The following is a 20,636-nucleotide window of genomic DNA, read 5'->3' as shown; positions in this document are numbered from 1 at the left end:
CGGCCATGGCTCTGCTTGGCGCTACAGTGGCGGGCTGCGAATACCAGGATGGGTCCACGCCAGCTGCACCCGCCACGCCTTCGGTGCCTGTAACGAACCCCTTGGCGGGGCCGCCCACGAAACCCGCCGAGGTGGCAGTTCTCGAACAGGGCAACCGGACGAAGCTCGACGAGGTACTGGGTGTTCCGGTCTCGGACACCTACCTGGATGTGACGGAAGCAATCAGTGGCAGGATAACTTCCTTTGTCACGCGGGCATCCTTGCCCGCTTCCGGCACGTATGTCATTACTACAGCCTGCATCGGCACCAGCAACGCCAAACTGGTCCTCAGCCAGCGAAAGCCCGGGAGCGCATACGCTCAGGTGGACTTTTCGGAGGCGTTTGCGTCTGCCGAGCCTTCCAGTAGGACTCTTGACCTGCACGCGGGCAGTGTCACTGTCGACGTCATCAACCTCAGCCCGGATGGATCCACTTGGGGGACCGGTGCCTTCGCCAATGTCCGCATCACTCCTTGGAAGCCCAAATAAGGAAACCCGGATCAGCCGCGCAGCAGGAGGCGTGCGGTAGACAAGCAGTTGACATGCAAGCGTTTAGGGGACAGGTGAAGTTCATGTCTGAAACGACCCGTCGGTGGGCGGGAACAAGCGCCTGGATCCTGCTGGTCCTCGCCTCGATGGTCCTGATCGGCTACGGTCTGGCGCGGAGCACGTTCTTCATCTGGGCGCCGGAACCGGCGTTGCTCGACGCGGCCCGGGTCGGGGGGCTCTTCATCGATGCAGGCTGCATGCTGTCCCTTGCGGCCGCCGTCTGGTCACACTTGCGCGGCAACCCCGCCTGGGTGACAGTCTGCGTTGGACTGCCGGCCGTCCTCGTCGGCTGGGCTGCGTTGATAGACGCCCATAGCTTGATGCGGCACCTAGCCGCTGCCGTGGCGTTCCCACTGGCCCTCGCTGGTGTCGCCGAGGTCATTTGGGCCCGCGGCCACCGGCAGCGGGGATAGGAAAGGAAAAGCCGTGGCACACCTTGTCGAGCATCTTGAACATTATCTGGACTCCATCTCAAGGAAGGTGCGGAACGGCCCGAGCGGGGGAGCTTCGTCGATGACCCCGGGGCGCGCCACCTCAGGCAGGTAGTGGTTGGACCCTAGGCTACGGGAGCGGCAGGATTTGAAGGTGCGGGTGGATGAGCGGCACCGCCCAGGAGCCTCGTCGGTCTCGCGGTCGACGCCTTTGGGTTACCGTCATGATTGGGGGGAGTGCTTTCGGAGAATCGGGACGGCATGAACAGCGCGAACAAAGTGGATATTAAAGGCAAAGGCACCATGGAGTTGTCCGGCGGAGTTCTTTATGTGCGCTGGAAACCATGGGCATACATAGGCGTCGACGTAGCCAGGGCAGGCATCGCAGCCATTTCCACCCTCGGTCAGGGTGCCAGGTTGCCGATGCTGGTCGAAATCCAGGGTGTGACGCACTCCGCGGCTGCTCGAAAAGTCTTTCCCGGCTCGTCCAGCGTCTCGCGCATGGCGCTCTTGGGTTCCTCTCCCGTTGACCGGGTGGTCGCCATGTTCCGCCTGCCCCTGTTGCCGGCCGGGTTCCCGATCAGGTACTTCACATCCGAAGACAAGGCACTGGCGTGGCTGCTTGGGTCATCGGAGGAGTCAGACGCGACGCAAAGCATCCCTTAGCCTGCTCTATCAGGTAAGCGGACTGACGCTACGTCCGTGCCGCCATCACGCCAGGTTTTCGGGCCTCCACACCGGCGCTCCTGACATCGGCTGCGGTCGCGGCCCAGGAATACCAGGCCGATCGCCGCTCCTAAGGGTGCATGCCGGAGGTCCATGATTGGATGTCGCCAATGACCCTCCCGGCAGAACCGGGTCCTGCTACCGCCTGCTGCGATCCAGGAGCCACGATGCGTCCACGTCCGCCGGCGGTCGCCGGTGAAGTTTTCTGATCAGGATGGAGAAGGGCAGGAGCAGAAGTTGCAGCACTCCGGCGACGACCAGCAGCGCAAGGAACAAGATGATGTCCGGGAGGTATAGGAGGAAGATGCCTGCCGCAGCGGCGAAGTACCCGAAGGTGTACCCGAGGATCGTCCCGGTATCCATGTCTGCTCCAAGGAACGGCCACCGTCGAAGGGTGGGTGCTATTGAATTGGTGGCTGCCCGGTCTCTTACCGGGCCTCGTCAGTGCGACGGGGGTCTCCTCGTCAGCCAGGGGCCTTTTTGATGCGCAACCTGCGTCGTCTTCGGGACGGGGCTTGATCGGTCACGGGCCGGGCCCTTCGCCAGGCCCTATGGGGGCGATCGCTGGTGGGGTGGGGAGGCGGTAGCGCTGATGCCACCCTTGAGGACCCTCTCCTACGACGCCGCATCTCCAAAACAACGAGAAGGGTCAAGCCGATCCAAGCGAATGCGGCAACGAATATCAGGACCACCGATTGAGGCGTGCTCACGACGGCGTTCCTTGCCGCGCGGCGCTGAACGGCTGAAGATTAGGAGTTGGGGGATGGGTGGACATGATGTCCCGGCTTTCCGCGGCTACCGCTTCGGCCGGCTTCACAACCAATGAGTAAACTATCCGCCTGTCACAGCTGCTGAGCAAGACGTAAGAAATTTTGAAGCAACTGCAGTGCGGGTGGACGCGGAAAGGGTGCGCCCCGTTCGCTGAGCGCACCCTTTCCGATTCCCCTCGCACCGGATCCCCATCCGACTGAGCCCATCATAAGCATGCTTAGCATTGCATGCGCAAGCCCATCGAGTATTTGGTGACGTACTGCGCGTGCGGGGTCTCAGGGAGACGGCTTTCTCAAGCTCGTCCACGAACCCGAGAGCATCCCCAGCGGCTCGATACCCTCTTCCCGCCTAATGCTTCTGCCCACGCCGGTCCGCGGCAGCCAATCTCCAGGCCACCCCCTGGTTTGTGCAAGCGACAAAGGATTCAATCCAGGCGACCCCCGTCTCGCCCCCTGCTGGCTGCGCTGGTCGAGAGGTGGGCGGACCACGGACATATGTCGCATCTGGCCGAACCTGACCGGTTCGAAAAAACATGTCGCCGAATTTGTGAACTCGGTCCGGTGTTACTGCTGCCTTATCACTGAACCATTCCAGGCAAAGAAAAAGGCTCTGATTCCCATAGTTATAAGGGAATCAGAGCCTTCCTCATCAGCGGTGACGGTGGGATTTGAACCCACGTTGGCTTTTACACCAAACAACATTTCGAGTGTTGCACCTTCGGCCGCTCGGACACGTCACCAACTTCAATAGGGTACCGGAGCATGGCCTCCATCCCCAAAACGGGGGCAATGTCGGTGCCGTCTGCTGGATCGTCCGAAGGGCCGCCGCCTTCGGGACGCGATGGAGGCAGATCATCACTGTCAGACCCCCTTGTCATGATGGGTTTATGGGGAAAGCGGCGGTGGTGAGGGCGTTTGAGGACATCAAGGCTGCCCTCGCTGTGCTTGACGCGGAAGTTGATGGGGCGGGTTTGGAGCCGTTTTCGTTGACTGATCCGTTGGCCGGTTTGGCGGATGGGTGCCTGGATATTCTGGCTGGGTCCCGGCGGGTCGAGGCGGGGATCGCGGGGCTAAAGGCGAAGGCCGCGGTGAGGTACGCGGAGAAGGCCCATGCTCTTGCGCCCCCGGATACCCCGGTGGTGGCCCAGGAGATGGCGGTCGCTGCGGAGATAGGGTGCGTGCTGGCGTTGGGTCCGCGGGCTGCGGGGTCGTTCCTTGCCACGTCCCACGCCGTAACAGCCACGTTGCCGCGGACCCTGGAGGCTTTGCAGGCCGGGGTGATCTCATGGCAGGACGCCGTGGCCATGGCCGATGAGACGGCCAGTCTTGATGCTAGTGGGGCGGCGGCGTTGGAGGCGCATTTCCTGGACCCCGACGCACCGGACGCGGCAAGGGGGTGCCCAGTGGGGCAGATGCCGGCGCACCGGTTCAAGGTTAAGGCCCGGCTCTGGCGGGAACGCCACCATGCCGAGTCGATCGAGAAGCGCCACACCAAGAGTGTGGCGGACCGGCGGGTGGAGTTCCGGCCGGACCAGGACGGGATGGCCTGGCTCAGCGCGTGCCTGCCCGCGGACCAGGCTGTGGCTGGCTGGAACCGGCTCACCGCTATTGCCCGCGGCATGCAGGGCCCTAACGAGTCCCGCACCATGCCCCAGCTCCGCGCGGACACCTTTGCCGACGCGATCCTGAGTGGTGGGCTGGGCGCCTGGGGTGACGCCGGGACTGTTGAAGCAGCAGATGTCCTGTCCCCGTCTATCCGGGCGCAGGTTTTGGTCACCGTCCCGGTGTTCGCGCTGATGGGCCGGACGGATGAGCCTGCAGTCCTGGACGGGTACGGGCCCATCCCGCCGTCGATGGCCCGGCGGCTCGTCGCGGGCGGGGCCGACTCGTTTTACCGGGTCCTGGTGGATCCGCGGGACGGGGCGCCGTTGGAGATTGGCAGGACCAGCTACCGAATCACGAAAGCGATGCGGGCCTGGTTGAGAATGCGGGACGGCAAGTGCCCGTTCCCCGGGTGCAGCAACAACTCGCTGGACAACGAGGCCGACCACCTCCTCGCCTGGCACCAGGGCGGCACCACCGGTATCAGCAATTTGGGACAACCTTGCCCGAAACACCACAAACTCCGGCACATCACCGGATGGAAACCCACCCCGGCCAGCAAGAACGAACCACCCGGCTGGAACTCACCCACCGGCCGGCACTACAAAAGCGAACACCAGGACTGGGAACCACCACACTGGCCTCCCGGGTTCCTGCCCGGCCAACGAAGCCTCCTCGAGGAAGCACTCGTTCAATACCTTGCCTCGTAGTAGCCCAAGATGCTGCATTGCGGAACATTGATCCAACCGTGACTTGTCGACTTGTCGACTTGCCCGCTTGCCCGTCTGCCCGCTTCCCTGGCGGCGGCGGCCGGCACTGGCGTCCGGCGCAGGCTGCGACACCCTGCCACCCGCCGTCCGGCGCAGGCTGCGACACCCTGCCACCCGCCGTCCGGCGCAGGCTGCGACACCCTGCCACCCGCCGTCCGACTTTCCCCGTCCATGCACGTCCGGTTAGATTCATCAGCAAGATGACAAATTCACAGACTCCAGTCCACGCAACCGCATACTGGACAACTGCCAAGGAACACGGCGAGCTCAGGGCCGAAGAGGTGCCCGCACCGGGGCCAGGCGAAGCACTCGTGAAGGCCTTGTACTCCGGCATCAGCAAGGGCACCGAAATGGTGGTCCACGCGGGAGCCGTGCCGCCGCGCGTTGCCGAAGAGATGCGCGCCCCACACCAGGAAGGGAAGTTCCCCGGACCCGTGAAGTTCGGCTACCTCTCCGTGGGAGTGGTGGAGGAAGGACCCGAGGAGTGGAAGGGCCAGCGTGTCTTTTGCCTGAACCCGCATCAGGACCTTTACGTGGTCCCGGTTACCTCCCTGACCAGGATTCCCGACGACGTTCCATCCCAGCGCGCTGTCCTCACCGGCACGGTGGAAACGGCAGTCAATGGCCTGTGGGAAGCGGGACCGCGGCTGGGTGACCGGATTGCCGTCGTCGGCGCCGGCCTGGTGGGCGGCATGGTGGCGACGCTGCTGCGCACCTTCCCGTTGCAGCGCCTGCAGCTGGTGGACCTCGACCCCGGCCGGAAGCAGCTCGCGGAGACCCTGGGCGTGGACTTCGCGCATCCGGATGATGCTTTGGCGGACTGCGACATCGTGTTCCACTGCTCGGCATCGCAGGAAGGCCTGGCGCGCAGCCTGCAGCTCGCCGGCGATGAAGGCGAGGTCATCGAAATGTCCTGGTACGCCAACCGTGAGGTCACTGTGCCGCTGGGAGAGGATTTCCACGCGAGGCGGCTGTCCATCAGGGCGAGCCAGGTGGGCATGGTCTCACGTGCACGCAGACACCGCCGCACCAATGCGGACCGCCTGGACCTTTCCGTATCGCTGCTCAAGGACCCCGTCTTCGACGCGTTCCTGACCGGATCGTCCCCGTTCCAGGACTTGCCAAAGGTCGTCCAGAGCCTTGCAGACGGCAGCCTGGAAGCCCTGTGCCACGTCGTCGAGTACCCCTCCGGCGCTCCCGAGCCCGCACCAGCCGCCCACAACCCGGAAAACTCGAGGTAACCCATGTTCAGCCTGACCATCCGCCGCCACTTCATGATCGCCCACAGCCTTCCCCGTGAAGCTTTCGGACCCGCGCAGGGCCTGCACGGCGCAACCTTCGTCGCCGAGGTGGCCTTCCGCCGCCGCGCCCTGAACGCCGACGCGATCGTCCTGGACATCGGCGCCGCCGGAACCATCCTCGAGGAAGTGCTCGCCGGCCTGAACTACCGCAACCTGGACGAGCACCCGGACTTCGAGGGCCAGCTCAGCACCACGGAAGCCCTCGCCGAGTACATTGCACAGAAGGTGGCCGCACAGATCAAGGACACCGACGACGGCCGCGAACTCGCAGGAATCGACGTCACCCTGCGCGAGAATCCGGACGCCTGGGCCACCTACTCCCTGGACCTCACCGCCTAGCCATGCGCCCCATCCGGCTGCTGGTCCCCGGCAACATCCGCCACAGCTCAGGCGGCAACGTCTACAACGCGCGCCTGGTTGCCGGGCTGCAGGAACGTGGGGCCCACGTCGAAGTGGTCGCCGTGGAGGGCAACTGGCCGGACGCCGGTGCGAAGGACCGGCGCCGGCTGGGCACCTTCCTCGGGGCATGGGGGCCAGGGGAGGGCCCGGGGGAGGCAGTGACCATCGTGGATGGGCTGGTAGCGGTGGGCGCCCCGGAAGAGATGGAATTCGCGGCGAAGGCAGGGCGCGAAACATGGATCCTGGTGCATATGCCCGTTGAGGAAAGTTCCGGAACTGCAGCACTGGAACGTGAAGCCAGGGCTCTCCGCGCGGCAACAGGCGTGATCTGCACCAGTAGTTCTTCAGCAACGCTCCTCCTGGAGAGGGGGCTTTCGCGGGCGGAAGTTGTCCTTCCCGGAGTCAGTCCCGCACCGCAGGCACACGGATCCACGCCCCCGCACGTGGCGGTGGTCGCTGCGCTGCTGCCTAACAAGGACCAGCTGCTGACGGTGGAGTCGCTGGCCCAAATCCAGGACCTCGAATGGACGGCATCGCTCGTGGGTTCAGACCATGCGGACCCGGACTACGCGCAGCAGGTCCGGGCTGCCATTACGGCCAACGGGCTCAGTAAGCGGGTCCAGCTCACCGGCGAGCTCAGCGGCGAAGCCCTTGAGGCTGAATGGGCGCGCACGGACCTGACTTTGCTGGTTTCACGGGTGGAAGCGTTCGGCATGGCCGTCACCGAGTCCCTTGCCCATGGCATCCCCGTCCTGGTTCGCGAAGGGACAGGGGCGGTGGAGGCACTCGGCCTGGCTGGACCGGCAACGGTCGACGGCGAACCACACCTTCCTGGGGCAGCGCTGCCCCTTCCCGACGGGGGAGGGGAGAGCGCTGGCCGGCTGGCCGCGGTCCTGCGCCAGTGGCTGACAGAAGCGGCGCTGCGTCGGCAGTGGCGAATTGCAGCTGGTACAGCGCGGGTTCACCTTCCGACTTGGGAGTTCACTGCACGGTCAGTTGCAACATTTGTAGGCCTGCAAGTCTCGTGAACCGAGCGGCGGACCGTTTAGGCACCGCGTGACGGCGAACATTGGCCCAAAGCCAGTGGAGGAGACTCAGCGGTCAGACGCCGGCCAGTCGCGCCAGGCAACTCCCGGCTCAATACAGTTGGCTGGCAGGAAAGGCAGTCAGCATGATTAGCCATGAGTGGCGACGGGCAGATTGGACGAGGACCGTCGGCCCGACAGTTCCGGCGCACGGGCAGGGAAGGAATCTGCTCTTGAAACGACTGACTCCAGAGTCAAGGTCGCCAACAGGATGAAGTAGGGCAGGTAAAGGTATAGGTACCTGGAGCGCGTCTCAAAGAGTAGTAGAAAGAGGAACAAGCAAAGAAGCGCGATTCGCATGATGGATGCCGAACTGCTGAACAACTTGTTTCCGCGAAGGAAGAAAGCAATTCCTACGAGTAACAGGATGGCTAGCCAAGTTGATTGCCATACGCCGGTAGTAAACGGAAAGTTTTCACCTCGCACCCACAGATAATCCTGCACGTCACGGCTCAGCGGATCTTTTGACAGGAAGGGGTCTTCCTGGTTTGCGACAAGGCCCTCAGACCACATGAAAAACGTGCCGTCCCCATAAGTCCACAATGCCTTACGTCTTAAAAAGTCCGCATATCCCCCTACGCCCATTGCTTCTACCCGCTGTGCGTAGACCTTCAAGCCGTTAACGAACCGTTCGTGGGGGTCGGCAATTCCCACTGTTTCATGCACGTCCGCTTCATTGAAGGTTCCATACCCTTGGGCCCCCATTTTAAGAAAATGCGTAAGGGGTACTGCTTGGGTGTTCTCTTTGACATCGAACGGAACGACTGAAGTGCTTCGTTCAAGCTGGGTCAGTGCAACGCTGCCTGCCCCGAACGTGGCAGCTAAAACGGCGACTGAAGTCAAGACTGATCCAATCTGGTGCTTTTTCTCCCGTTTCAACACCGCCGTCATCACCGTGACGACTACCACTCCAACAAGGACAAACACGACGGTAGGTTTGATATTAAATCCGATTACTCCGGTTAGCCCCATGGCTGCCCAAAGGACAAGCCTAGACGCAAGCCTGGCCGCCTCTTTAGCCCGGAGGTAGAGGTATATCAGGAGTAGCGGGAAAGGCAGGCCGAAGGTGTCCGAATAGGGGACTGCGATCCATGGCGAGACTACGACAAACACCGTGGACGGCAGGAGGGTCAGGATGGCAGCGCCTGTTCCCGCCAGGCGGCGCGCCACCAGATATGTGAGTAGGACGCCCGTCAGCAGGGCGACCACATTCAGTACAACGCTGGCCCACAGCAGGTCCGTGACGCCAAAGAAGATCATGACGCGGCTGAACGCGGCGATCAGTAACGTCAGGGTGATGTTATTCGGATATTTCGCAAAATAGTCGGCGCTCATCGTTGCTAGGGAATGGTCCGCGAGTCCGAAAGCGTTGCTCAGAACGGCACCTGCATCCCAACCTGGGAATTGATACAGGGCCTTTGCAATGGTTAGCTGCGCGCAAAACAGCGCAGCCATGACAAAGCATAGGAAAACCGCGTGCAGCAGCTTCAGTTTTGAGTCAAGCCATAACCCCACTTGCCGGGCCCGCAAGTGCAGCGATGGCAGCACCAACATGACGGTTAGAGTGCCCAGCAATACCGGCGCTGTGTCATAGTGCAGGAAAGCCAGCTGGATGGGGCTTACGACGATGTTCATAAGCAGGACGAGGATGATCGCGGTGAACAGAAGGCCGGGAAGGATGATCAGCCAAGGTTCACCGATTTTCGAACGGAATCTGGGCAGGAACTGATCGAACATGGCCCCATAAAAATTCGATATCCGGCGGGCGTCCCAGACGACAACGGCAGTGTTCACAACCGCCAATATTTGAAAGGCCAGGTTGGGGATGAGAAGCGGCGCGACGGTAGCCGCCAGCCCCGCGAGCAAGAGAGCTAGACCTGCTCGAAACCAAGGGAATGAAGCAACCCGCGTGCGCTGTTTTCCGGACTGTTGGCTCATCTTGCCACAGTGTCTTCCAACGAGGGCGTCTTGTCCCGGAATGCCCAGAACCGCATGAGCAGGAAGGTGACTACTGCGACAAGCCCAACTGCAGCTAACTGAACCGGGATTTGGGGCAGGTGCCAAGTAACGACGAAAAGCGTGAGGATAAGGAAGTTAAGTCCGTAGCCTACTGCGTTGACTGCAAGAAACCGCGCGAGCGCGTGAGACAGCTTGCCTCGATGGCCAAACGTCCATTTTCGATTGCCGCTGAAGCTAATTGCCATGCCCAACGCATAGCTGATTGTCATCGCCCCCAGGGCCGGCACACCTGCCAGGGAGAGCATAACGAAGGTGCCGTAGCCGATGAGGTTATTGATTACGCCCACAATGGCGAACTTCATTACCGGCCTCGCGAGGCGGTAGCGGTCAGTTTTCAGGGCTTCGGGAAGGCGGGCGGTCGTGGCGGCAAGGCTGACCTTTTGTTGCCGGTCGCTGCTCATAGCTCCGACGCTTGTTCGACGCGGCGAGACGTCCGGGCTGCGTTGCCACGGATCTCCCTGACGCTATATAGCGGTCTGTCCTGAACCTCGGTATAGATGCGGCCGATGTAACCGCCCAATATCCCAAGCATAATCAACTGCAGGCCACCCATGAAGAGGATCGAGATCACAATGAATGTCCAGCCTTCCACCACTGCAGCGGGGACAAAGATCTTCATATACATGGCATAAAGTACGCCGCAGATACTCAAGGCGGCGACACCAAAACCTACTCGGGATATCAGTGTCAAAGGAAAAGTTGAGAAGCCCAAGATGCCAGCCGCGGCAAGTTTGAACATCTTCCTAAGGGGATACCCGGAGGTCCCGGCGAACCGCTCGTCGCGGTCGAATTGGACGGCGACCTGCTTGAATCCCACATGGCTGACCATGCCGCGGAGAAAACGGTCGTGTTCGCGGTACTTGTTTACCTCGTCGACCACCCGCCGGTCCATCAGCCTGAAGTCACCAGTGTTTGGCGGAATGTCTACATCAGCTACTCGGCCCAGTAGACGGTAGAAAGCCGCTGCCGTCCATTTCTTAAATGCGGTGTCCTTGCGTGTGCGGCGCTGTGCATACACGACGTCATAGCCGGCCTCCCACCGCTTCACGAGTTCCAGGCAGATTTCCGGGGGGTCCTGCATATCGCTGTCAAGGACAATGACGGCATCGCCGGTTGAAGCATCCAGGCCAGCCGTTACTGCCAGCTGATGTCCGAAGTTACGAGCAAGGTCGATGATGGTGACGCGCTGGTCTCGGTCCTGGAGGGCAGTAAGCAGGTTCAGCGAGTTGTCCGTGCTGCCGTCATTGATGAAAATCATCTCGACACCGTAATTGAGCACTGACGCAACGGCGTCTAAGCGCTCGTACAACCGCGGTATATTTCCCTCCTCATTGTAAATAGGAAGGACAAACGTGACGTTCCTGCTACCGTCTCCGGACATGGAAGTGCTCCCCTGAAAGCCTGCTCTTGCTGGTCTTGGTCTGCGATATTGAGCCGCAGCGACCAAACGCCCCGGAGATACGTGCTCCTCTGACATTCGGTTTACCCGGACCATCGTATCCTTTGGTGGGGACATCAGGGCCCTCGACCAAGGCTAGAGACTGCTGCGGTGCGCCGCGAAAAACTCCCGCAGCACCAAGGCGCATTCTTCTTCGCGGACCCCGGGGTACACCTCAACCCAGTGGTTGAGCCGGCGTTCCCGGAGGATATCGAACACGGATCCCGCGGCACCGGCCTTCTCGTCCCAGGCCCCAAAGACAACCCGGGGGATCCGGGCCAGGACAATCGCGCCCGCACACATGGCGCAGGGTTCCAGGGTGACCACCAGCGTGCAGTCGGACAACCGCCAGCCGTCGCCACTGCCGCCCTCGAGCCGTGCCCTCTCCTTCAACCGCGCGGCTGCCTCCCTGATGGCCACCACCTCGGCGTGGGCTGTGGGGTCGCCCAGCTCCTCCCGCTGGTTCCGTCCGGAACCCAGCACATCGCCGTCGGGCCCTATGACCACGGCGCCGATGGGCACATCCTCCGTAGCCAGCGCGCGGCGGGCCTCCGCAAGGGCAAGGCCCATCCAGGCGTCGTGTTTCTTTTCGGGCAACCGCATGGCTCAATGATAGTTTCGGGGTTAGTCAGGTTACTTGCCGATGCCGGGAGGCACCATGGACACTCTGAGGGACCGCCTAGGTACTTGGTTCAAACCGTACGCGGCGCTGATCCTCACCATTCTGGTGGGCGGTGTGGTCATCGTGTCCCTGGCGCTGCTTGGGTCCGAGGTCTACGACGACGTGGTGGACTCCGCCGGGCTGGCCAACCTGGACAAACCTGCCCTGTCGTTCGCCGAGACCCTGCGCAGCCCCTGGCTCGATGCGCTTGTCACGGGGTTCACCAACATCGGTGGCGGCATCGGAATGCCGATCCTTGCCAGCATCCTCACGGCATGGCTGACCTTCCTCAGCCGGAACTGGCGCCCCCTGGTGCTGATCGGCGGTGCAGCGGCAGCCTCCGTCAGCGCCACCACCTTCGGCAAGAAGCTGGTGGGCCGTACCCGCCCGGACCACGCGGACGCCGTTCCCCCGTACGAGGATTCGCCCTCCTTCCCCAGCGGGCACACCTTGAACACGACCGTGGTGATCAGCCTGGTGATCTACCTCATTTGTCTCCAGTTCCATACGATGCGGGTGCGCGTCAGCGCCATCACCGCCGGTTCCCTCTTCATCATCGCCATGGGACTGAGCCGGGTCTTCCTGGGCCACCACTGGCTGACGGACGTCATGGCCGGGTGGATCCTGGGACTGGCCTGGGTGGCCATCGTCATCCTGGCCCACCGGCTGTTCCACCTGGTCCGCAGGCGCGAACACATCGGCGCAGCGCCGTCGTTCGACCGTCCCATTGTCCGCGACGTGGTGGCCGAGGAACTCCACGACGGCGGATCTTCCGGACGTGGGAAGGGCAGCGCCGGGTGATAGTTTTGGGGGATGCGCACTCTCGTTGTTGACCACCCCCTGGTCGCCCACAAGCTCACCGTCCTGCGGGACAAGAACACGCCGTCGCCGGTCTTCCGCCAGCTGACGGAAGAGCTGGTAACCCTGCTGGCGTACGAAGCAACGCGGGAGGTCCGCACAGAGCCGGTCACCATCCAGACGCCGGTCAGCACCACCATCGGCACCGCGTTCACCAAACCCACCCCGCTGGTGGTTCCCATCCTCCGCGCGGGTTTGGGCATGCTGGAGGGCATGACCAAGCTCGTTCCCACCGCTGAGGTGGGCTTCCTGGGCATGGCCCGGGACGAGGAAACGCTGGACATCATCACCTATGCCGAGCGCCTGCCGGAGGACCTCACCGGCCGCCAGGTCTTCGTCCTGGACCCCATGCTGGCCACCGGCGGAACCCTGCGCGAGGCCATCAAGTTCCTGTTCAAGCGCGGCGCCTCCGACGTCACCTGCATCTGCCTGCTGGCCGCTCCCGAGGGCCTGGCCCGGCTGGAAGAGGAACTGTCAGGGGCCAACGTGCACATCGTCCTGGCCTCCATCGACGAGAAGCTCAACGAGAAGTCCTACATCCTCCCCGGCCTGGGGGACGCCGGCGACCGCCTCTACGGCATCGCCGGGTAGATTTCACCCTTTTTCAAAACAGTTCCCGCCGCTAGCCTGTGCGGATGGACTGGAAACTCGAGCTTGTCTTTCTCCCCGTGTCCGACGTTGACCGCGCCAAGGACTTTTACGTCAACAAAGTGGGCTTTAACGCCGATTTCGACGAGCGGCCCTCCGACTCCATCCGCTTCGTGCAGCTGACGCCGCCCGGTTCGGCCTGCTCCATCTGCATCGGCGAAGGCCTCACCGACGCCCCTCCCGGCACCGGTTCCAACCTGCAACTGGTGGTTAACGACATCAAAGCCGCCCATGACCACCTGAAAAACAACGGCGTGGAGGTCAGCGACGTGGACGTGCAGGATTGGGGCCACTTCGTCTACTTCGCCGACCCCGACGGTAACAAGTGGGCTGTCCAGTACATCCCCTGGCGGAACACCGGACAGGACGCCGGGCAAACTGCCGGTTAACCACAAACGCGGGCCGCATCATGATGATGCGGCCCGCGGTTGAAGCTGGTTGCCTAGTACCAGTTGTGCGCCAGGTGGAAGTTCAGGGCGCCGCAAGGTGACTGGTAGCGCTCCTTGATGTAATCCAGGCCCCAGTTGATCTGGGTGCGGTAGTTGGTGAGGTAGTCCGCGCCGGCGCTGGCCATCTTCTCGGCAGGCAGGGACTGGACAATGCCGTATGCCCCGCTGCTGGCATTGGTGGCCGTGGTGGTCCAGTCCGATTCCTTGGTCCACAGCGTCTGCAGGCACTGCATCTGGTCCGGTGCCCAGCCAAAGGTCCCCAGCTGGCTGGCGGCGTACGCCTGGGCGCCGGCGGGATCGTTGACCGCGACGACGGGAGCCGGCTCGGGTGCGCGGGCGGGCTCGGGAGCGGGCGCCGGGGCAGGGGCGGGCGCTTCGGGCGCGGCCGGTGCTGCAGCAGGAGCCGGTTCCGCTGCCTGCGGTGCCACGCTGATGGCGGCGGGAGCGGGGCTGGCTGCCGGGTTGGAACGGATTTCGCTCTTCTCGATGCTCATTTGAGCGTCTGACGCTGCAGTGGAAGAGTTGGACCCGGTGGATGACACCGGAGTCATACTGCTGGTGGCCTGTCCTGCCGCGCCAACCCCCACCAGCACCGCACAGGATGCTGCAAGGACGGCCGCGCGCTGGCCCAGGGTGGTCTTCTTTGCCTGCTGCTTGGCCCGGTGTTTAGCCCTGGCCTGCAGCAGACGTGCTTCTGCCGTGTTTTTGGACATGATTGATCGCCTCTCACACCTGCGGAGTTAGCTGTCGGGTTCGGATGAGGGCATCCGGCCGTACGGAAAGATCACGTACTGGCTTAACCCCAAGGGCATTCAGTGCCCGGGACGGTGGGTCCCCCGCCTCTGCCGTAGCTCAATCGGAATCCGGGGAAGCGGCAGAGCTTGGCGTCAACCCGGGATATGCGGCCCGAACGGGGACCGCACCCAATCGACGGTACAGGAAGAACACGCCAAAGTCACATTTAGGTAACGGAAGTCACGGGAACCAGCGCGTCGAATTGCGGACTTCCTGCGGCCTATGTCGTTTTTACCGTTCTGCACATACCTGAGCGTTACCTGGCCAATGGTGTCCTACCGGGTGAGTTGGTACATGGTGGAGTTGCCTACGGACTGGGCATGGAAGTTGGCATGGACCCACGCAGCAACCTCGGAGTTGCCGCTGCGGCCGCCCATGCCGCCCCCGCCCATACCGCCGCCGCCTTCGATGAAGTAGCCGATCTCTCCTTTGGCCACCATGGCCTGGAACCCGGCGAGCGTGGGGTATGGGTCACCGCCGTTCCAGCCGCCCAGGGCAATGACGTCCGTGTTGGTGGCGAGTTCCAGGCTGGCTGCCTGGCTGGCGCCGGACACAATCGCCGACCATTTTGTGGTGGTACCCGCCAGAAGTGCCGTCACTGCGGCATCTGCCGTTCCTTCACCCGGGCCGCCGGATCCATCCGCGGCACCGCCGGGGCCAGTTGCACCGTCGAAACCACTGGAGGGATCAAGCCCGCCAGCGCCTGGGGCAGAGTCCATAGCGGCGGCATCCCTGCCGCCTGCCCGGTTGCCGCTGAACCCAGCGGCCCGGTTCCCGAAGCCGCCCGCCGACGAACCCGCGGGCCCCGACGTGGGAATGGAGCCTGAGTGTGCGGAGGCAGCGGTGGCGAGGGTCCAGGCGCCGGTTCCGAGTCCTCCGGCCAGGAGGGATAGGACGACGACGGCGGCCGCGCCGGCGCGCCGGAACCGTCCGGAGGTGCCCAGTGCGTCGAGGCGGAGGAGGATTGCGGCGGCCGCGAGGACACCCAGGGCGATGATGGTGACGCGAAGCCAGGGGAGCCACGATGCGTCGCGGCCCAGCAGGACGGCGGACCAGATGGAGGTGCCAAGGATGGTGGCGGCCAGGACGGTCCGGGCCGGCCAGTAATCCCGGCCACGCCACAGTTCCACGCTGCCGATGCCCACCAGCGCTGCGACCGCCGGAGCCAGTGCCACTGAGTAGTAGGGGTGGACGGTGCCGCTCATGAAGCTGAACACACCCGCGGTGACCAGGAGCCAGCCGCCCCACAGGATCAGTGCCGCACGGCCCGGGGAGGTCCTGACTTCGCGGCGCGTGAACCACAGGCCCGCCACCAGCAGGACCAGGGCGGCAGGCAGCAGCCAGGACACTTCGCCGCCAAAGCTGGTGCCGAACATCCGCAGCAGGCCCGCTGCCCCGCCGAACCCGGCGTTCCCGCCGCCTAAGCCGCCACCAGATCCGCCGGCCGCGCCTCCCGCTCCGCCGCCTGGCATGCCTTCGCCGGAACCGGTGATGCGGGCCAGTCCGTTGTAGCCGAAGGTCAGTTCCAGGAAGCTGTTGGTGCTGGAACCTGCCATGTACGGCCGCTCGGAGGCAGGCGTCAGCTGGAAAAGTGTGATGTAGCTGCCGGCTACCACCAGGATTCCGCCCAACGCGCCCAGCAGGTGCGCCAGCCGGCGTCCGATCGACGTGGGGGCGGCCCAAAGATAGGCGAGTCCCAGCGCCGGGACGATCAGGAAACCCTGCAGCATCTTGGTGAGGAACGCCAGGCCAATCACGGCCCCCGCAGCGACAAGCCACGTCCATCCCGCCCGTTCGATGGCGCGGGTGGTGAAGTAGGCGGCGAGCACCAGGCAGAGGGTAAGCAGGGCGTCCGGGTTGTTGAACTTGAACATGAGCGCAGCCACCGGCGTCAGCGCCAGGGCGCCGCCAGCGAGCAGGCCTGCAGCCGGTCCGGAGACGCGTTTGACCGCCAGGTAGAGGAAGCCGACGGCGGCCACCCCCATGAGTGCCTCCGGCACCAGCATGCTCAGCGGCGAGAATCCGAAGATGCGCCCTGCCAGGGCGGGGATCCAGAGTGCTGCCGGCGGCTTGTCGACGGTGATGGCGTTGCCGGCGTCGAGCGAGCCGAAGAGGAACGCGGTCCAGTCCTTGGTGCCGGCCTGGATGGCTGCGGCATAGAACCGGTTTCCGTAACCGGTTGCTGCCAGGTTCCAGAGGTACAGGACCGCCGTGGCCACCAGAAGCCCTGCGGCGGAAGGCCGTACCCAACGGGGCTGGACGCCGAATGTGTAGCGGGTCCAGCGGGATCCCGGCACAGCCGACCCGGTCATGGACACCCCGTGTCCGGATGACGAGGGTTGCCGGCCTGCGGCTGAACCGGCGTCCGCGGGGGAGACGGTGGAGGTCATGATGCTGCCGTTTCTCTGGAAGGCGTGGTGTCTTTCGTGGCCCTGTTGCTGAGGTTGCCGCGGAACACCCACAGCCGGAACAGCAGGAAACGGGCCCCCGTGGCCGCAAGGTTCGCCGCCACAACGGTGAGGATTTCCACCCACCGGTCGGGCGCCGTCGTCCGGTGGACCAGGGCGAGTGCTCCGGAGGTGAGCAGCAGGCCGATGCCGAACACGATCAGCCCCTCGAAGTGGTGCCGGACCGGGTTGCCGCCCTGGATTCCGAACGTGAAACGCCTGTTGGCGCCGGTGTTGGCCACGGCGGTGACCAGCAGCGCCAGGAAGTTGGCCAACTGCGGGTCCATGAAGCCCCGGCAGGACACGAAGATCAGCAGGTAGGCCAGGGTAGAGGCGGCGCCGATGGCGGCGAAACGGATCAGCTGGCCGAAGAGGCTGCTGCCACGTGTCTGCTCGGCCGCCCGTGAAGACGCCGGAACCGGGCCCCGTGCCAGGGCCGCCCGCAGCTCCGGCACCGGGATGCGGCCCAAGACCAGGTCACGGGTGAGCCGGGCCATTCCCCGGACGTCGGAAAGTGCCGTGCGGACCACATCCACACTGGAGTCTCGATCGTCAATCCAGTCGACGGGGACTTCGTGGACGCGCAGGCCGCAGCGTTCGGCGAGGACCAAAAGCTCAGTATCGAAGAACCAGGAGGTGTCCACGGTGTGGGGCAGGATCTGCTGGGCGACGTCCGCGCGGATGGCCTTGAACCCGCACTGTGCGTCGCTGAACCGGGCGCCCATGAAGGAGTGCAGCATCAGGTTGTAGCTGCGTGAAATGAACTCCCGCTTGGGCCCGCGGACCACACGGGAGCTGCGGGTCAGCCGGGTGCCGATGGCCAGGTCCGAGTGCCCGGAAATCAGGGGCGCCAGCAGCGGGGGCAGGGCGGCGAGGTCGGTGGAGAGGTCCACGTCCATGTAGGCCAGGACCGGTGACGGGGAGGCCAGCCATACTTTGCGCAGGGCATTCCCGCGGCCCTTCTCGTCGAGGTGGACCACGACGAGCTCGGGAAACTCCCGGGCCAGCCGCTCAGCGATCTTCAGGGTTCCGTCCGTGCTGGCATTGTCCGCCACGGTGATCCGGAAGCTGTGGGGGAAGGTGTCGGCCAGGTGCGCGTGGAGCCTGCGGAGGCATTCCTCAAGGTCTCGTTCCTCGTTGAAGACGGGAACGGTGACATCGAGGACGGGGACGGCGGTGCGGGTGTTCACGGGGGCCCGCCGTGCAGCATATGCCCGGGACCGAGGGTCCGGCGGCGCCACCGCGGCGTCCTGCAGGGTTCCTGAAGTGGAGTCGGTGAGCGTCATGCATCAAGAGTGGTGCCGCCGGATTTGAGGGCTTTAGGCGCAACCTGTGACGTGCCTGTGTAGTCTTGCCCCGCCGTCGCGATCAGGGCGTGGCGGGGCCCGCAGCGGGAAGGCGGACGGCGAACTCGGTCCTGCCCGGCCGGGAGACCAGTTCCACGGTGCCGCCGTGGGCCATGGCGATCGACTCGACGATTGACAGGCCCAGGCCGGACGAGCCCTCGGAGCCGGAGCGGGCGGCGTCAGCCCGGGTGAAGCGCGAAAAGATGCTGCCTTGGAATTCGGCGGGGATGCCGGGCCCGTCATCGGTGACCGTGACCACCACGCTCCCGTCTGCGGAGCGCATCAAGCCGGTGGCCACGGTGGTCCCGGCCGGGGTGTGCTTCCGGGCATTGGAAAGCAGGTTGGCCAGCACCTGGTGCAGTTGGGTGGTGTCCCCACTGACCGTGACAGGTTCGTCTGGCAGCTGCAGCTGCCAGGTGTGGTCCGGGGCCACGACCTTTTCGTCACTGACGGTTTCGATCACCAGCTGGGTAAGGTCCACATCGGTGCTCTCGGTTGCCTTGCCTTCATCCAGCCGGGCCAGCAGGAGGAGGTCCTCCACCAGCGCGGTCATGCGCTCCGACTGGCTCTGCACCCGCCCCAGCGACTTCCGGCCGTCCTCGGTGAGGGTCTCGGTCATGCGCATCAGCTCGGTGTACCCGCGGATGGCGGTCAGCGGCGTCCGAAGCTCGTGCGAAGCGTCGGCAACAAACTGGCGCACCTTCATCTCGCTGCGCTGCCGGGCTTCGAGCGCCCTGGAAACGTTGTCCAGCATCAGGTTCAGGGCGTGGCCCACGCTGCCCACTTCCGTGTTGGGATGGGCGGCCGACGGCGGCACGCGGACGGCGAGCGCCACCTCGCCGGCGTCGAGGGGCAGCTTGGAAACCTTGGTGGCGACGTCGGACAGCTGTTCCAAGGGGCGCATGGTCCGGCGGATCAGAGCGGTGCCAACCAGGCCGATCAGGACCAGCCCGCCCAGCGAGACCAGCACCATGGTGAGCACCAGTGAGGCTTCGGTGGCTTTCTTCGTGCCCAGCGGAAGGCCGGTGATCACCACGTCGCCGTACGGCGTCTCGGTGGCCATCAGCCGGTAATCGCCGTTAGACAGCTGGCGGTCCACCGGCACGCCGTTATGGGGAAGCGCCTGCAGGGCCGCCACATCCGAGGAAGTCAGGGCCGTGCGGGTCGCGTCGGAGGACAGGAAGCCTGCCTCCCGGCTGATCTGGCCGTTGATGACGCGTGCGTTGAGCGTGCCCACGCTTTGGCCGCGCGCATCGAGCGGGTCAGGCCGTCCGGACGGGTTGCCTTCCGGCGGCCGGCCGCGGGAGGCCTGCATCAGCTGGTTGTCCAGCTGGTTGGTGAGGACCACGTCCATGGAGGCGTAGCTGACCACGCCGATGGCGCCCGAGATGGCCACCAGCAGGGCCATGGACAGCAGGATCAGGCGGGTGCGGAGGTGCCAGGTGGATGGGTTGAACCAGGACCGGCCGGTGGGCCGGGGGACACCGGAAAGAGACACGCGTTTCCTTTGGCTAGTCTGCAGGCTTGATGACGTAGCCCGCTCCGCGCACGGTGTGGATCATCGGCGGATGGTTGGCTTCGATCTTCTTGCGCAGGTAGGAAATGTACAGTTCCACGATGTTCGCCTGGCCGCCGAAGTCGTAATCCCACACATGGTCCAGGATCTGGGCCTTGCTGACCACGCGCTTGGGATTTTCCATCAGGTAGCGGAGCAGCTCGAACTGGGTTGCCGTCAGCTGGATCCCTTCCCCGGCACGGGTAACTTCCCGGGTATCCACATTGAGCACCAGGTCGCCCACCACCAGTTCGGCAGTATCCATGGCGGCCACTCCGGAACGCTGGACCAGGCGGTGCAGGCGCAGCAGGACTTCCTCCATGCTGAAGGGTTTGGTGACGTAGTCGTCCCCGCCCGCGGCCAGTCCCACGATGCGGTCCTGGACGTCGTCCTTGGCTGTCAGGAAGAGCGCAGGCACCTCCGGCGCAAAGGCGCGGATCCTGCCCAGCAGCTCCACGCCGTCGAACCCCGGCAGCATGACGTCCAGCACCAGGACATCCGGATGGAAGTCCTTGGCGAGCTTCACGGCAGCGGGTCCGTCCGCGGCCACGGCCACAGACCAGCCCGCCATGCGCAGGCCCATGCTCATGAGTTCGGACAGGCTCGGTTCGTCATCCACCACCAGGGCACGGATAGGGGAGCCGTCCGGGTGGGTGAGCTGGGGAAGGTTGTTGGTCATGGAGTGCGGGGATGCCATGGGACAACTCTCCGATCTGTCGGTTTGCCAAGGCTTTGCCATTGCTGTGTTC

At 64.2% G+C, this 20,636-nt stretch carries 20 protein-coding genes, 1 tRNA gene and 1 riboswitch; of the genes, 10 read left to right on the top strand and 11 right to left on the bottom strand.

What is annotated here, in order from left to right; genetic code table 11:
* Positions 1-131 precede the first annotated feature (131 nt).
* From QFZ60_RS17150 to QFZ60_RS17140, 3 genes are all read left to right on the top strand, one after another.
* Entirely contained in the window at positions 132-527 is a 396-nt protein-coding gene (locus tag QFZ60_RS17150; protein WP_307092024.1) for a hypothetical protein, read from the top strand.
* 83 nt (positions 528-610) lie between these two features.
* Positions 611-1,000 carry a hypothetical protein gene (locus QFZ60_RS17145; protein ID WP_307092023.1) on the top strand — a complete coding sequence of 130 codons (390 nt, stop codon included), beginning with the start codon at positions 611-613 and terminating at the stop codon, positions 998-1,000.
* Between the two features lie 279 nt (positions 1,001-1,279).
* Positions 1,280-1,684, top strand: a complete 405-nt coding sequence (locus tag QFZ60_RS17140; protein WP_307092022.1) for an STAS/SEC14 domain-containing protein — start codon at positions 1,280-1,282, stop codon at positions 1,682-1,684.
* A 198-nt stretch (positions 1,685-1,882) separates the two neighbouring features.
* Here the strand turns inward: QFZ60_RS17140 and QFZ60_RS17135 are convergent, their stop codons facing one another.
* Positions 1,883-2,107, bottom strand: coding sequence for a hypothetical protein (locus tag QFZ60_RS17135; RefSeq protein ID WP_307092021.1), 225 nt, complete (start codon positions 2,105-2,107; stop codon positions 1,883-1,885).
* A 1,060-nt stretch (positions 2,108-3,167) separates the two neighbouring features.
* Positions 3,168-3,254 (bottom strand) — tRNA-Ser (locus QFZ60_RS17130).
* A gap of 147 nt (positions 3,255-3,401) precedes the next feature.
* Between QFZ60_RS17130 and QFZ60_RS17125 the strand changes: the two genes are divergently transcribed.
* The 4 genes from QFZ60_RS17125 to QFZ60_RS17110 all read left to right on the top strand — a co-directional run bounded on the left by QFZ60_RS17125 (position 3,402) and on the right by QFZ60_RS17110 (position 7,614).
* On the top strand, positions 3,402-4,826 hold the full coding sequence (locus QFZ60_RS17125; RefSeq protein ID WP_307092020.1) for an HNH endonuclease signature motif containing protein: 1,425 nt from the start codon (positions 3,402-3,404) through the stop codon (positions 4,824-4,826).
* Positions 4,827-5,086: 260 nt separating this feature from the next.
* A complete protein-coding gene (locus QFZ60_RS17120) occupies positions 5,087-6,127 on the top strand; it encodes a zinc-binding alcohol dehydrogenase (RefSeq protein WP_307092019.1) in 1,041 nt (346 codons plus the stop codon).
* 3 nt (positions 6,128-6,130) lie between these two features.
* A complete protein-coding gene (locus QFZ60_RS17115) occupies positions 6,131-6,526 on the top strand; it encodes a 6-carboxytetrahydropterin synthase (protein ID WP_307092018.1) in 396 nt (131 codons plus the stop codon).
* Positions 6,527-6,528: 2 nt separating this feature from the next.
* Complete coding sequence (locus QFZ60_RS17110) at positions 6,529-7,614, top strand: glycosyltransferase family 4 protein (RefSeq protein ID WP_307092017.1); 1,086 nt, start codon at positions 6,529-6,531, stop codon at positions 7,612-7,614.
* A gap of 147 nt (positions 7,615-7,761) precedes the next feature.
* Here QFZ60_RS17110 and QFZ60_RS17105 read toward each other — a convergent pair whose 3' ends face one another.
* From QFZ60_RS17105 to QFZ60_RS17090, 4 genes are all read right to left on the bottom strand, one after another.
* Positions 7,762-9,609: a glycosyltransferase family 39 protein gene (locus QFZ60_RS17105; RefSeq protein WP_307092016.1), complete on the bottom strand. Its 1,848-nt coding sequence runs from the start codon at positions 9,607-9,609 to the stop codon at positions 7,762-7,764.
* Positions 9,606-10,091, bottom strand: a complete 486-nt coding sequence (locus tag QFZ60_RS17100; protein WP_307092014.1) for a GtrA family protein — start codon at positions 10,089-10,091, stop codon at positions 9,606-9,608. Before QFZ60_RS17100 ends, QFZ60_RS17105 begins: the two co-directional genes overlap by 4 nt.
* Positions 10,088-11,071 carry a glycosyltransferase family 2 protein gene (locus QFZ60_RS17095; protein ID WP_307092012.1) on the bottom strand — a complete coding sequence of 328 codons (984 nt, stop codon included), beginning with the start codon at positions 11,069-11,071 and terminating at the stop codon, positions 10,088-10,090. The genes QFZ60_RS17100 and QFZ60_RS17095 overlap by 4 nt, the downstream gene beginning before the upstream one ends.
* A 153-nt stretch (positions 11,072-11,224) precedes the next feature.
* Positions 11,225-11,731, bottom strand: a complete 507-nt coding sequence (locus QFZ60_RS17090; RefSeq protein ID WP_307092011.1) for a nucleoside deaminase — start codon at positions 11,729-11,731, stop codon at positions 11,225-11,227.
* 55 nt (positions 11,732-11,786) lie between these two features.
* Between QFZ60_RS17090 and QFZ60_RS17085 the strand changes: the two genes are divergently transcribed.
* The 3 genes from QFZ60_RS17085 to QFZ60_RS17075 are packed head-to-tail and all read left to right on the top strand — an operon-like array spanning position 11,787 to position 13,684.
* The gene (locus tag QFZ60_RS17085; protein ID WP_307092009.1) at positions 11,787-12,590 is read left to right on the top strand and encodes a phosphatase PAP2 family protein; all 804 of its coding nucleotides are present in this window, start codon (positions 11,787-11,789) and stop codon (positions 12,588-12,590) included.
* A 12-nt stretch (positions 12,591-12,602) separates the two neighbouring features.
* Positions 12,603-13,238, top strand: a complete 636-nt coding sequence (gene upp, locus QFZ60_RS17080) for a uracil phosphoribosyltransferase (protein ID WP_307092008.1) — start codon at positions 12,603-12,605, stop codon at positions 13,236-13,238.
* Between the two features lie 44 nt (positions 13,239-13,282).
* Positions 13,283-13,684, top strand: coding sequence for a glyoxalase superfamily protein (locus QFZ60_RS17075; RefSeq protein ID WP_307092006.1), 402 nt, complete (start codon positions 13,283-13,285; stop codon positions 13,682-13,684).
* Between the two features lie 53 nt (positions 13,685-13,737).
* Here QFZ60_RS17075 and QFZ60_RS17070 read toward each other — a convergent pair whose 3' ends face one another.
* The 5 genes from QFZ60_RS17070 to QFZ60_RS17050 form a co-directional block, all read right to left on the bottom strand.
* Positions 13,738-14,457, bottom strand: coding sequence for a hypothetical protein (locus QFZ60_RS17070; protein WP_307092004.1), 720 nt, complete (start codon positions 14,455-14,457; stop codon positions 13,738-13,740).
* 5 nt (positions 14,458-14,462) lie between these two features.
* Positions 14,463-14,623: riboswitch (cyclic di-AMP (ydaO/yuaA leader) on the bottom strand.
* A 191-nt stretch (positions 14,624-14,814) separates the two neighbouring features.
* A complete protein-coding gene (locus QFZ60_RS17065; RefSeq protein WP_307092002.1) occupies positions 14,815-16,929 on the bottom strand; it encodes a glycosyltransferase family 39 protein in 2,115 nt (704 codons plus the stop codon).
* Positions 16,926-18,272, bottom strand: coding sequence for a bifunctional glycosyltransferase family 2/GtrA family protein (locus QFZ60_RS17060; protein ID WP_307092001.1), 1,347 nt, complete (start codon positions 18,270-18,272; stop codon positions 16,926-16,928). Before QFZ60_RS17060 ends, QFZ60_RS17065 begins: the two co-directional genes overlap by 4 nt.
* An 82-nt stretch (positions 18,273-18,354) precedes the next feature.
* A complete protein-coding gene (locus tag QFZ60_RS17055) occupies positions 18,355-19,830 on the bottom strand; it encodes a HAMP domain-containing sensor histidine kinase (protein ID WP_307092000.1) in 1,476 nt (491 codons plus the stop codon).
* 13 nt (positions 19,831-19,843) lie between these two features.
* Positions 19,844-20,584, bottom strand: coding sequence for a response regulator transcription factor (locus tag QFZ60_RS17050; RefSeq protein ID WP_142030193.1), 741 nt, complete (start codon positions 20,582-20,584; stop codon positions 19,844-19,846).
* Positions 20,585-20,636: the final 52 nt, after the last annotated feature.

The sequence above is a fragment of the Arthrobacter sp. B2I5 genome (assembly GCF_030816735.1).
In the GTDB taxonomy this organism is placed as follows: Bacteria; Actinomycetota; Actinomycetes; order Actinomycetales; family Micrococcaceae; genus Arthrobacter.
Note: the sequence above shows the minus strand (reverse complement) of the source record. Positions and strands in the feature narration are given on the sequence as shown.